The sequence below is a fragment of the Amycolatopsis alba DSM 44262 genome, assembly GCF_000384215.1.
GTDB lineage: Bacteria > Actinomycetota > Actinomycetes > Mycobacteriales > Pseudonocardiaceae > Amycolatopsis > Amycolatopsis alba.
Genome location: NZ_KB913032.1, coordinates 1,440,033 through 1,452,493 on the forward strand (window position 1 = coordinate 1,440,033; position 12,461 = coordinate 1,452,493).

A 12,461-nucleotide genomic window follows, 5' to 3' on the forward strand; every position below is an offset into this window, starting at 1 on the left:
TCCCTCCGGTTGGGAGGCTGGACAACGGTCCGGTACAGTAGTACTAGACCGCAACCGGCGGCGTGGATGAGTGGTGTCCGTCGCCTCCAAAGCCAACCGAATGGCTCGCGGTATCCGTATCAACCAATAGGCGCGCGGTGTCATGCAGACGCGGTGTGCCGGGTTCGTCCCTGTGAACGCCCATCTGTGCACACCATCTTGCCCTGCCTGCGCGCGGGCAGCCCAGGGCCTCCTTGCGACGTGCCACGTCCGAGAGGCATTTGTGACAGTCACGTTCAACTCCGGCCACACCTCACCGTCGGCGCGTCAGCACCGCAAGCCGCGCACTCGCCCCACGGGTGACGCGATGCTGCGTGAAGACGCCGTCGAGACGGTCAAGGCGACGACCTGGGCGGAACTCGGCCTTCCCGACCCGCTGCTGCGGGCGCTGGCCGACGCCGGTATCACCACCCCGTTCCCGATCCAGTCGGCGACCATCCCCGACGCGCTCTCCGGCCGCGACGTGCTCGGCCGCGCCCAGACCGGTTCCGGCAAGACCCTGGCCTTCGGCCTCGCGATGCTGACCCGGCTCAACGGCGGCCGCGCCCGGCCGAAGCACCCCCGCGCGCTGATCCTGGTCCCGACCCGCGAGCTGGCCATGCAGGTCGCCGACTCGCTCACCCCGCTGGCCAAGTCCCTCGGCCTGTGGTGCCGCACCGCCGTCGGCGGGATGGCCTTCACCCGCCAGGCCGACGCGCTTTCCCGCGGCGTCGACCTGCTGATCGCCACCCCCGGCCGGCTGTCGGACCACGTCCGCCAGGGCACCGCGTCGCTTTCGGACATCGACTTCGTCGCGCTCGACGAGGCCGACCAGATGGCCGACATGGGCTTCATGCCGCAGGTTCGCGAGATCCTCGACCTGACCCCGCGTGACGGCCAGCGCCTGCTGTTCTCCGCCACCCTCGACGGTGACGTCGACCGCCTGGTCCGGGCGTACCTGACGAACCCGGTCACCCACTCGGTTGCCCCGTCGACCGCGAGCGTCACCACCATGGACCACCACGTGTTCCAGGTGTCGCACCAGGACAAGCAGGACATCATCACCGAGATCGGTGCCCGCGAGGGCCGCACGATCATGTTCGTCCGCACCAAGCACCACGTGGACCGCCTCACCGAGCGCCTGCGCGAGAAGGGCGTCCACGCGGCCGCTCTGCACGGCGGCAAGACCCAGGGCCAGCGCAACCGGGTCCTCTCGGACTTCAAGGAGGGCTACGCCCCGGTCCTCGTCGCCACGGACGTCGCCGCGCGCGGTATCCACGTCGACGACATCTCGCTGGTGCTGCACGTCGACCCGGCCGCCGACCACAAGGACTACCTGCACCGCGCCGGCCGCACCGCGCGCGCCGGGGCGTCCGGTGTCGTGGTCACGCTGGTCACGCACGACCAGCGCCGCATGGTGCGCCGGATGACCGACCGCGCCGGTGTCCGCGCCGAGCAGACCACGGTCCGCCCCGGCGACGCCGAGCTCTCCCGGATCACCGGTGCGCAGCAGCCCAGTGGCGAGCCGGTCGTCGAGCGTCGTCGTGAGTCCCCGCGTCGTGGCGGTGGCCGCGGCTACGGTGGCGGCGACCGCGGCGGCTACCAGGGTTCGCGCGAGGGTCACGGTCACCGCGAAGGCGGCCGTCCCGGCGGCTTCCGCGGCCGCCCGCGTCGTGGCGAGTCCGGTGGCGGCAGCGGCCGCCCGCAGCGTCCGGGCAACGGACGCCCGCGTCGCAGCTACGACAGCTGAGGTAACCCTCGCTAGAAGTACATGAAGGCCCCCTTCCTTGCGCCTGGCGCAAGGAAGGGGGCCTTCATGTACTTGGGGTGCGCGGATGGGACACTGCGGGACGTGACTTCTCCCGGCCCCGTTTCCCAGAACCTCCCGCCCGACCAGGTCTTCGACTGGCTCGACGTGGAAGCGGAGAAGCGGACCGAGGCCGGGCTGGTGCGCAAGCTGCGCATCCGGCAGGCCCAGGAAGCCGAGTTGGACCTCGCGGGCAACGACTACCTCGGGCTCGCCCGTGACAAGCGGGTCGCCGGTGCGGCCGCGGCGGCCGCGTTGCGCTGGGGCGCCGGGTCGACCGGCTCCCGGCTCGTCACCGGCACCACCGAGGTCCACGCGGAACTCGAGCACGAACTCGCCCGCTTCTGCGGCGCGCAGGCGGCGCTGGTCTTCTCGTCCGGTTTCACCGCGAACCTCGGCGCCGTCACGGCCCTGTCCGGCGCGGATTCCGCGATCGTCACGGACAAATACATCCACGCGTCGCTGATCGAAGGCTGCCGGCTGTCCCGTTCGGACATCGCCGCCGTCGCGCACAGCGAGCCGAGCGCCGTCAAGCACGCGCTGGCGACCCGCCGCAAACCGCGCGCTCTCGTCGTCACCGATTCCGTGTTCTCCGTCGACGGTGACATCGCCCCGCTGGAGGAACTCGCCGGGGTCTGCCGGGAGCACGGCGCGTCGCTGCTCGTCGACGACGCCCACGGCTTCGGTGTCCTCGGCGAGGGTGGCCGCGGTGCCGTCCACGCGGCGGGGCTCTCCGGCGCGCCGGACGTCGTCACCACGATCACGCTGTCGAAATCCCTTGGGGCGCAAGGCGGAGCGGTGCTCGGGCCGCGTCGCGTGATCAAGCATCTCGTGGACACCGCGCGCAGCTTCATCTTCGACACCGCGCTCGCGCCGGCCAGTGCCGCCGCCGCGCTGGCCGCACTCAGCGCGTTGAAGGCCGAGCCCGAGCTGGCCACCAAGGTGACCGAAGCCGCCGGAAACCTTGCCATGCAACTGAAAGCGGCGGGCTTCCGGGTCGGTCTCCCGGACGCCGCAGTGATCTCGGTCCAGGCGCCGTCGCCCGAATCGGCCGTCGGGTGGGCGGCCGCGTGCGCGGATCAGGGCGTACGGGTCGGCTGCTTCCGGCCGCCGTCCGTACCCGACGGCATCTCCCGCCTGCGCCTGACCGCGCGGGCCGACCTCACCGAGGCCGATGTGGACCGCGCGGTCGCGGTGATCACGGCTGCGGCGCCTCCCGGCGCCACATCGTGAGGTGCGGGATCCCGTCTTCCATGAACTCGTCGCCTTCGGCCACGAAGCCGTACTTGCCGTAGAAGTCCTTCGCGTACGTCTGCGCGTCGAGGACGCACGGCGCGTCCCCGATGCCCGCGAGCGCGGTCTCCATCAGCCGTCCCGCCAGTCCCTTGCCTCGTGAGCGGACGGCCGTGCACACCCGGCCGATCCGGAAGGTGCCGCCCGCGTCCTGCAGGACCCGCAGGTACGAGTCGACCGCGACGGAACCGCCGATCCAGAGATGCCGGGTGCCGGGCAGGAGGTCACGCCCGTCGATCTCGTGATAGGCGACGTTCTGCTCGACGACGAACACGTCGACGCGCAGTCGGAGGATGCCGTGCAGCTGCGCGGCGGTGATCTCGTCACCGGCGACGGACAGCGGGAACGACGAGGTCTCGATGATCGGGGTGTCGGTGCTCACGCCCACTTGTTAGCACATCGGACGTGAAGAAGGCATCGATCAGCCGATCAGGCCCCGGCCGTTCTGCTGGGAAATCTCGTTCGCGAAGTGGGAGACGCGGGTGTACACACCCGGTTTGCCCGCCTTCGCGCAGCCTTCGCCGAAGGACACGATCCCGATCAGCGTGTCGCCCACCATCAGCGGCCCGCCCGAATCGCCCTGGCAGGCGTCGACCCCGCCTTCGGGGTAACCGGCGCACACCATGTCGCTCGGGTCGTAGCCCGAGTACGCGGTGCGGCAGGTCTTGTCGCTGACCACCGGGACGACCGCGCTGCGCAGGTAGTCCGACCGCGCGCCGCCGTCGGCGACGCGGCCCCAGCCGAGCACTGTCGCCTTCGTGCCTTCGCTGTACAGGTCGGCGTTGCCGTTGTCCGCGACCTTCGCGGGCCGGTACGGCAGCTGACCGCTGACCGTCATCACCGCGATGTCGTCGCCCTTGCCGGGGTCACCGCTGTAGTCGGGGCTGACCCAGACCTTCGCAACGCGCAGTTCCATCCCGTCCCGCGAACTCTTGTCGTCGCGGCCCGCGACCACGCGGACGTCGTTCTTCTTGACCGCGACCGCGCAGTGCGCCGCCGTCGCGATCGTCGTGGAGCTGACGATCACCGCGCCGCAGTACTGGTTGCCGCTGCGATCGGTCAGGAAGACCGCGTACGGGTACTGCGAGACCGAAGCCTTGCCGCCGCCCACGATCCTCGGCTGGGCGGCCTTGTCCGGGCCGCTCACCGCGCTGTCGTCCGCCGACGCGCTGCTGACCGCGACCGGCACCATCACGGCCGTCGCCAGTACCGCTCCGGCAGCGAGCAGCAGGGTGCGACGTGACTTTTTCGGCATTTTCTGTCCCTTCACCGGGGCGTACGTATGGTCAAGCCCTGGGAAGTCCTTCGACTCCAGCGCGTACACAAGCGATCGCAAATACCCTAATCGGCGAAAGCCCGATGCGGTGTCACTGAAACGGGTGGACCTGTGCTCACCCACCGCATCTGTCAGGCTGGACCTCGTGCGGGCGACGGCGACGATTCTGGCGGGTACGGCTTTTCTTCTGTTTTCGTGTTCCAGCCCGGCTCCGCCCGCACCGTCCACCCCGGCGGTGACCAGCGGTCCCGCGAGAACCTCTTCGACAGCACCGGTTCCGAGCACGTCGGCCCAGCCAGCCCCGCCGACCGCGCCGCCCGCACCGGCCTGGCAGGTCGGCGCGAAGCCGCTTCCCTTGCGCCCTGACGGTTTCGGGCAGATCCTCCCGACTCCTCCGGTACTGGCCGATCGGTCCCTGCCGACCGCCGACCTGCTTCCCCCGCCCGCCGGGAACCGGTTCGCCGGCACGGTGAATCCGGTCCCCGCGGACGTGCTCGCCCGCAGCACCTGGCAAGCGGGGTGCCCGGTCAAAGCAGGCGAATTGCGCTATCTCACGTTGTCGTTCTGGGGTTTCGACGGTCGCGCGCACACCGGTGAAATGCTCGTGAACGCTTCGGTGGCGAATCCCGTCGTGACCGTTTTCGACCGGTTGTTCGCCGCGAAATTCCCGCTCGAGGAAATGCGGGTGACCACCCCCGCCGAACTCACCGCTCCCCCGACCGGAGACGGGAACAACACCAACGCCTTCGTCTGCCGTCCGGCCCGCGGCCAGACGAACTGGTCCGCGCACGCCTACGGGCTCGCGATCGACGTCAACCCGTTCTGCAACCCGTACACGAAGGGTGATCTCGTCCTGCCCGAACTGGCGTCGGCGTACCTCGATCGGGGAAACCGGAGGCCGGGAATGATCACCCCAGGGGATCCGGCCGCGACCGCGTTCTCCGCGATCGGCTGGACCTGGGGCGGCACCTGGACGACGCCGAAGGACCGGATGCACTTCAGCTCCAACGGGCACTGACCGGGAACAACCGGCCGCCGGGAGAAGTTGGCTAGAGTCGGAACCACCCCGCTCCCCCGCCGCAAAGGAAGACAGCGTGCCCCACTACGACCTGGTGATCGTCGGTACCGGATCGGGCAACTCGATCCTCGACCCGCGTTTCGCCGACTGGAACACGGCGATCGTGGAGAAGGGCACGTTCGGCGGCACCTGCCTGAATGTGGGCTGCATCCCGACGAAGATGTTCGTGCACGCCGCCAACGTCGCGGCCACCCCCGCGTCTTCGGCGAAGTTCGGGGTGGACGAGGAGCTGACCGGGGTCCGCTGGCGCGACATCCGCGACCGGGTCTTCGGGCGGATCGACCCGATCGCCGCGGGCGGACGCGAGTACCGCGTGCAGCACGAGGACAACAAGAACGTCACCGTGTACGAGGGCGAAGGCCGCTTCACCGGGCACAAGGAGCTGCGGGTCAGCTACCCCGACGGCCGCGCGGGCGAGACGATCACCGCCGACCGCTTCGTGCTCGCCGCCGGCGGGCGTCCGGTGATCCCGGACGTCCCCGGCCTCGCCGAGACGGGGTACCACACCTCCGACACGGTGATGCGGCTCGACGAGCTGCCCGCGAGCATCGTGATCCTCGGCGGCGGGTACATCGCGGCCGAGTTCGCGCACGTCTTCGCCTCGTTCGGGGTGAAGGTGACCGTGGTCAACCGGTCCGGCGCGCTGCTGCGGTCCGAGGACGACGACGTCAGCGCCCGGTTCACCGAACTGGCGGCGCAGCGGTTCGACGTCCGGCTGGACCGGAAGACCATCCGCGCGCGCAAGACCTCGTCGGGCGTCGCGCTGGACCTCGAAGGCCCGCAGGGCGCCGAGACCGTCGAAGCCGAGGTGCTGCTGGTCGCCACCGGCCGCACGCCGAACTCCGACATCCTCGACGTCGCGGCCACCGGCGTGACGACGGGCGGGCGCGGGCACGTCGTGGTCGACGAGTACCAGCAGACCGTGGTCGACGGGATCTACGCGCTCGGCGACATCTCGTCGGTCTTCGAGCTGAAGCACGTCGCGAACCACGAGCAGCGCGTCGTGCAGCACAACCTGCTGCATCCGGACGAGCGGATCGAGTCCGACCACCGGTTCGTCCCGCACGCGGTGTTCACCTCGCCGCAGGTCGCTTCGGTCGGGCTGACCGAACGCGAGGCCCAGGAACGTGGCGTGTCGTACGTGACGTCGCATCAGGACTACGCCGGCATCGCCTACGGCTGGGCGATGGAGGACACCACCGGCTTCGCGAAGCTGCTCGCCGACCCGGCCACCGGGCAGCTGCTGGGCGCGCACATCATCGGCCCTCAGGCGTCTTCGGTGATCCAGCCGCTGATCCAGGCGATGAGCTTCGGCCTGGACGCGAAGAGCATGGCGCGCGGGCAGTACTGGATCCACCCGGCGATGCCGGAGCTGGTCGAGAACGCGCTGCTGAACCTTCCGCTGGACTGAGACCGGCGCATTCAGTCGGCTATCGGGGGTCCGTGAAGGCCTCCTTGAGGGACTCTGAGTCCCTCAAGGAGGCCTTCACGGACTTGGCACCCGACAGGACATCTTTGCCACTCACGGCCTCCTCGGCCCAGCGCGCTCTCGTGGGTCGACGGTGCCGCGAAAGCCACTTTCACAACGTTCAAGGTTGCGAAAGTGGCTTTCGCAACGTCCGAAGCCGGCGCACTCCCTCAGACGATGAGAGCGCAGGCGTGGGAATCGTTTCGCAACGCGAGGTCGCGCGCCGCGTCCATCCTGTCGTCCAGGACGGCCATCAGGGCGGGCGAGCGGGCCCCCTCCCCCGAGAACCGCTCGCCCGCCTCGATGTAGCGGCGGACCGCCGCCAAGAACTCCTCCCGCGCCGATGCCGCCCCTCCCGGCACCGTGCGGACCCCCATCGCCCCCTTGAGGACGTCCTTGGCGCCGTCCGCCTTCACCGCGACGTAGTGCTGCGACTTGCGCAGCTCGGTCGCGGCGTCCCCCTTCGCGTCCGGCCAGTAGCGACGGATCTCCGCGCCGCTGTCCTTCCACACCTGTATGCACACCCGGTCGACGGCGCGGTAGAACTCGTGCGGCGAGACCGCCGCCGCGGGCCGTTCCGGCGCCAAGGCGACGCAGACCGCGGCGAAACACGCCAACGCCGTCCCGTACGCCAGTTCCTCCACCACGCCGACCCCCAGAACCGAGTTTTGAACAGGTTCAACTCAATCAGGCTAAGGCTCCGCCCGGCACGGGGTCAAGAAATTTTTTGAACGCGTTCAGACGAAGCGGCGGCGACCGGCAAGTGCGCCGAAGGTCATCTGCGCGAGGAAGACCACGAGCATCATGATCCAGGGAACGGTCCAACCGCGGGTGAGGTCGTGAAGCAGGCCGAAGAGGAACGGCCCGACGGCCGCCATCAGGTAGCCGATACCCTGGGCCATCCCCGACAGCCGCGCGGTGTCCTCACCGGTGCGCGCCCGCAGCGCGATCACGGTCAGCGCGAGCGAGAAGACGCTCATCCCGAGCCCGATGAGAAGGCACCAGAGCAGCGGCGAAGCGCTCGGGGCGACCATCATGCCGACCATCCCGACGAAGCCGAAGACACCCAACCCGACGATCCACAGGCTCTGGCTGCCCGCCCGCGCGGCCATCGGCGCCACCACGAGACTGATCGGGACGGCGATCAGCGAGATCAGCCCGAGCAACAGCCCGGCATCGCCCTTGCTCACCCCGGCGTCGATCATCACTTCCGGCAGCCAGCCCATCACGACGTAGGCCAAAAAGGCCTGAGTGCCGAAGAAAAGCGTGACCATCCACGCAAGGGGGCTACGCAGGAGCGATCGCCCGCTACCCTGCTTGCCTGCCTCGGCAACAGGTGCCCGCCCCGCACCGCGGGCTGCGAGAATCCAGACGAGGAGTGCGAGCACCGCGAGCACAGACCAGGCACCGAGGCCTTGACGCCAGCCGCCGAACGCGTTCTCCAGGGGAGGGGTGAGCGCGGATCCCAGTGCGCCTCCGCCCTGGAGGGCGGCGGTGTAGACGCCGGTCATCATGCCGACACGAGCCGGGAAGGAGTCCTTGATGACGACCGGGATCAGCACGTTCGCCAAGGCGATTCCCGCCGTGGCCACCAGGGTCCCCCCGAGCACGACGTACGGTCCGTCGACCACGCGCAGCACCAGGCCGACGGCCAGCACAGACAGCGCGGAAGCGATGGCCGCGCCGATGCCGAACCGGCGGGCCAGCAGGGGCGCGGCGAGCCCGGCTGCGGCGAAACAGAGGCCGGGGAGCGTGGTCAGCACGCCCGCCCAGGTGGCCGTGGCGCCGAGGTCGTCGCGCATCTCGCCGAGGATCGGACCGACACTGGTGATCGCCGGGCGCAGATTGAGTGCCACCAGGACCACCGCGACGCCGAGCAGGAGACCGCCGGTGATCACCCCCGGCCGCCACGCCGTTTCGATCGACCCTTCGAGTTCAAGACGGTCATCGAACGGGGCAACGGATTCTTGGGAGTCGACACGCACGTCGGCTAGTATCACATACATAGGATGATTGGATGAAGGGACAACGCTGTGCCATTGGCCACCACGCGCCGTGCCGGCCTGGTCGATCAGGTCATCGAGCAGCTGCGTGACGCCGTCACGCAGGGAGAATGGCCCATCGGCGAGCGGATTCCGACCGAACCCGAGCTGGCAGGACAGCTCGGGGTCGGGCGCAACACCGTCCGCGAGGCCGTTCGCGCGCTCGCGCACACGGGACTACTGGAAGTCCGACAGGGCGACGGGACCTACGTGCGGGCGACGAGCGAAGTCTCGGGCGCCATCCGGCGGTTGTGCGGTTCGGAACTGCGCGAGGTGCTGCAGGTGCGGCGCATCCTCGAGGTCGAAGGCGCCCGGCTCGCGGCCGCGTCGCGGACCGAGGAGGAAGTGGCCGAGCTGCGCTCGCTGCTCGACCGCCGCAACGCGGAGCTGCGGGAGGGGCATTGGGAGGATTTCGCCCGGCTCGACGCGGAATTCCACTTCGCCGTCGTCCAAAGTGGACATAACACCCTGCTGACCGAGATGTACCGCGGGCTCACCGAGGTGATAACGGCCAGCGTGGCCGCGACGTCGAACGTGACGCCGGGGCACGAGTACCTGCCGGAGATCGGCCACGAGGGGCTCGCCGAGGCCATCGCCGACGGTGACGCCGAGCGGGCCGCCAGTGAGGCGTGCGGCTTCCTGGACGAGCTCCTGGCCCGCGTGGAGCACGAAGACGCCTGACCCTGAAGTACATGAAGGCCCCCTTCCTTGCGCCTGGCGCAGGAAGGGGGCCTTCATGTACTTGCCCTACGGCAGCGTCAAGATTTCGGCGCCGGTCTCGGTCACCACGAGGGTGTGCTCGAACTGGGCGGTCCACTTCTTGTCCTTGGTGGTGACGGTCCAGTCGTCGGCCCAGATGTCGTAATCGATGGTGCCGAGGGTGATCATCGGCTCGATCGTGAAGGTCATGCCCTGCTCGATGACCGTGTCGACTGACGGCTCCTCGTAGTGCAGGACGGTCGGCGCGGTGTGGAACGCCGGGCCGACACCGTGACCGGTGAAGTCCCGCACGACGCCGTAGTCGAACCGCTTCGCGTATGCCTCGATGACGCGGCCGATGACGTTGAGCTGCCTGCCGGGACGGACGGCCTTGATGGCGCGTGCGGTCGCCTCACGCGTGCGCTCGACCAGCAGCCGCGCCTCCTCGGAGACGTCACCCGCCAGGAACGTCGCGTTGGTGTCGCCGTGGACGCCGCCGATGAACGCGGTGACGTCGATGTTGCAGATGTCGCCGTCCTCGATCACCGTCGAGTCCGGGATGCCGTGGCAGATCACCTCGTTGAGCGAGGTGCAGCACGACTTCGGGAACGCGCGGTAGCCGAGGGTGGACGGGTACGCGTGGTTGTCCAGCAGGAACTCGTGGATCACCTTGTCGATGTCGTCGGTGGTCGCGCCGGGTTTGACGGCCTTGCCGCCCTCCTCGAGCGCCTGCGCCGCGATCCGGCTCGCGACGCGCATCGCCTCGATCACCTCGGGCGTGCGGACCCCGTTGCCCGTGTCGCGTTTCGGCGCCGGCCGGTCGACGTACTCGGGGCGGGCGATGCTGGCGGGGACGACTCGCCTCGGCGTCTGAACGCCGGGCTTCAAGGGGGAGCGAACGGACATGAGTCCAGCCTACGACCTGACGGCTAACCGAGGCCCGCCAGGAAGCGCTGGGCGGCTTCGACCGCCGGTTTGGACGTCCCCGCGTCGGTGGTCAGCAGCGCGAAGGCCAGGTCTCCGGTGTAGCCGACGAACCAGCCGTGCGAATGCGTGCCGTCGCCGAACTGGGCCGTCCCGGTCTTGCCCCGGACTTCGGGCAGGGGCTTGAGCAGGGTCGCCGTGCCGTCGGTGACGACCTCACGCATCATCCCGCGGAGCGCGTCGAGCACCTCGGGGCGGATCGGCTTCCCGAGCCCGGACGACGTCGAGGCCATCCCCCGCACCAGCGTCGGCACCGGGGTCTTCCCGGCCTGGACCGTCGCGGCGGCGACCGCCAGCCCGAACGGGCTCGTCACCACGGTCCCCTGCCCGAAGCCGTTCTCCGCCTTCTGCGCGACGGTGTTCGCCGGCGGCACCGAACCGGTGATCGTGGTCAGGCCGGGGATCACGAAGTCGGCGCCGACGCCGAGGTCGCGCGCGGCGTCGGTCAGCGCGGCGGGCGGCAGATCGGTCGAGAGCTTCGCGAACGTCGTGTTGCAGGATTTGGCGAACGCCTTGGACAGCGGGACGACGCCGAGGGCGAACTTGCCCTCGTTCGGCACCGTCCGGTTCTCGAAGGTGGCCGTGCCGGGGCAGTCGACGGGGCTGTCCGCGCGCACCGAGCCCGCGGACAGCGCGGCGACGGCGGTGGCGATCTTCATCGTGGAGCCGGGCGGGAACCGGCCGGTGAGCGCGATCGCGCCCTGGGGGTCGGCCGGGGCGTTCTGGGCCACGGCCAGCAGTTCACCCGTCGACGGCTGGATCGCGACCAGCGCGGAGGCCGTCGGGACCGGGGCGAGCGCCCGCTCCGCCGAACCCTGCGCCTTCACGCTGAGCGTGCTCACGACCGCGGGGGCCGGTTTGGGTTGCTCGGTGTGCAGGTCGACGCTCTCGCCGCCTGCCGTGTCGAGGGTGACGACGCGCCAGCCCGCCGAGCCCTCCACCTGGTCCTCGACGAGGGAACGGACGGCGGGCAGCACCTGCTTGCCGAAGTTCTTGTCGTCGGGCAGCAGCCTGTCCTGCTGGCTGAACCGGACACCGGGCAAGTCGTAGATCTCGGGTTTCACCTCTTGGTAGCTGCTCGACCGCAGGCTCACCACCGGATAGCCGGCTCCGGGCTTGAGCGCCTTCACACCGTCGCGGATCGACTGACCGGTCACCGACGCTTCGAACCGGTTGAGCGCCGCGCCGAGTTTGTCGGAGACCGCCACCAGGTCCCCCGCCTTCGCCGGGTCGAGCACCACGCTGACGACGGTCTGCGGGCGCAGCAACGGCATCCCGTCGCGGTCCAGCACCGGCGCGAGATCCGGCGGCTCGGACTTCAGCGCGATGCTCTGCTGCGCGGCCAGCTGCGGATGGATCGCGGTCGGCAGCCAACGCACCTTCCAGCCGTCCTGAGTGGAATGGACCTGCGCGTCGGCCTTGTACGTCCAGGCACGGCCGCGCGGGAGGTTCCAGGTGAGCTGATAGGTCGCCGTCGCGTTGTCCGCTCCGGACGCGTGCTGGACCTTGTCGGCCGCGACCTTGATCGACTCGGGAGAAAGCGCCTTCCGAACCATCTCCATGGAGGCGCGTGCGGCGTCCGGGGAATCGGTGAAGAACGCGGCGGCGGCGACGTCACCGGAAGAGAGTCCGTCGAGGAAGCCCGTGATCGCGTCTTCGGGACCGGAGTCGGCGAAGAGTCCGCACCCGGCGGCCGAGAGGCCCACCACCCCCGCGAGCACGACGACGGCGAGACGACGACCTGCTGGCATACCCGGAGATCCTGCCAGTCCCGGCGGTTTCCCACCGGACGCAAC

Annotated in this window: 12 protein-coding genes; 6 read left to right on the forward strand and 6 right to left on the reverse strand. The window is 69.8% G+C overall.

The genetic code is table 11. From position 1 onward, the window contains the following. The first annotated feature begins 262 nt into the window (after positions 1-262). Together AMYAL_RS0106585 and AMYAL_RS0106590 are read left to right on the forward strand one after the other, a co-directional pair. Positions 263-1,768, forward strand: coding sequence for a DEAD/DEAH box helicase (locus tag AMYAL_RS0106585; RefSeq protein WP_026466798.1), 1,506 nt, complete (start codon positions 263-265; stop codon positions 1,766-1,768). 102 nt (positions 1,769-1,870) lie between these two features. Further along, positions 1,871-3,058: an 8-amino-7-oxononanoate synthase gene (locus AMYAL_RS0106590; protein ID WP_020630518.1), complete on the forward strand. Its 1,188-nt coding sequence runs from the start codon at positions 1,871-1,873 to the stop codon at positions 3,056-3,058. Here AMYAL_RS0106590 and AMYAL_RS0106595 read toward each other — a convergent pair. Continuing rightward, positions 3,024-3,506, reverse strand: coding sequence for a GNAT family N-acetyltransferase (locus AMYAL_RS0106595; RefSeq protein ID WP_020630519.1), 483 nt, complete (start codon positions 3,504-3,506; stop codon positions 3,024-3,026). The genes AMYAL_RS0106590 and AMYAL_RS0106595 overlap by 35 nt on opposite strands. Positions 3,507-3,539: 33 nt before the next feature. Then, positions 3,540-4,373: a S1 family peptidase gene (locus AMYAL_RS0106600; RefSeq protein WP_020630520.1), complete on the reverse strand. Its 834-nt coding sequence runs from the start codon at positions 4,371-4,373 to the stop codon at positions 3,540-3,542. Positions 4,374-4,589: 216 nt separating this feature from the next. On the opposite strand from AMYAL_RS0106600, the gene AMYAL_RS51045 reads away from it, so the two are divergent. The 3 genes from AMYAL_RS51045 to AMYAL_RS0106615 all read left to right on the forward strand — a co-directional run bounded on the left by AMYAL_RS51045 (position 4,590) and on the right by AMYAL_RS0106615 (position 6,883). After that, a complete protein-coding gene (locus AMYAL_RS51045) occupies positions 4,590-4,760 on the forward strand; it encodes a hypothetical protein (RefSeq protein WP_020630521.1) in 171 nt (56 codons plus the stop codon). Then, positions 4,750-5,412: a M15 family metallopeptidase gene (locus AMYAL_RS0106610; RefSeq protein ID WP_020630522.1), complete on the forward strand. Its 663-nt coding sequence runs from the start codon at positions 4,750-4,752 to the stop codon at positions 5,410-5,412. Before AMYAL_RS51045 ends, AMYAL_RS0106610 begins: the two co-directional genes overlap by 11 nt. Before the next feature lie 76 nt (positions 5,413-5,488). Continuing rightward, entirely contained in the window at positions 5,489-6,883 is a 1,395-nt protein-coding gene (locus AMYAL_RS0106615) for a mycothione reductase (RefSeq protein ID WP_020630523.1), read from the forward strand. Positions 6,884-7,110: 227 nt separating this feature from the next. On the opposite strand, the gene AMYAL_RS0106620 is transcribed toward AMYAL_RS0106615, so the two are convergent. Both AMYAL_RS0106620 and AMYAL_RS0106625 read right to left on the reverse strand, forming a co-directional pair. Further along, the gene (locus AMYAL_RS0106620; RefSeq protein ID WP_020630524.1) at positions 7,111-7,587 is read right to left on the reverse strand and encodes a hypothetical protein; all 477 of its coding nucleotides are present in this window, start codon (positions 7,585-7,587) and stop codon (positions 7,111-7,113) included. Positions 7,588-7,677: 90 nt separating this feature from the next. Next, positions 7,678-8,925, reverse strand: coding sequence for a CynX/NimT family MFS transporter (locus AMYAL_RS0106625; RefSeq protein ID WP_020630525.1), 1,248 nt, complete (start codon positions 8,923-8,925; stop codon positions 7,678-7,680). Positions 8,926-8,973: 48 nt separating this feature from the next. Between AMYAL_RS0106625 and AMYAL_RS0106630 the strand changes: the two genes are divergently transcribed. Continuing rightward, positions 8,974-9,663, forward strand: coding sequence for a FadR/GntR family transcriptional regulator (locus AMYAL_RS0106630; RefSeq protein ID WP_026466799.1), 690 nt, complete (start codon positions 8,974-8,976; stop codon positions 9,661-9,663). A 66-nt stretch (positions 9,664-9,729) separates the two neighbouring features. Here AMYAL_RS0106630 and map read toward each other — a convergent pair whose 3' ends face one another. Continuing rightward, the gene (gene map / locus AMYAL_RS0106635; RefSeq protein WP_026466800.1) at positions 9,730-10,587 is read right to left on the reverse strand and encodes a type I methionyl aminopeptidase; all 858 of its coding nucleotides are present in this window, start codon (positions 10,585-10,587) and stop codon (positions 9,730-9,732) included. Positions 10,588-10,610: 23 nt separating this feature from the next. Then, on the reverse strand, positions 10,611-12,416 hold the full coding sequence (locus AMYAL_RS0106640; protein WP_020630528.1) for a penicillin-binding transpeptidase domain-containing protein: 1,806 nt from the start codon (positions 12,414-12,416) through the stop codon (positions 10,611-10,613). Between the last annotated feature and the right edge of the window lie 45 nt (positions 12,417-12,461).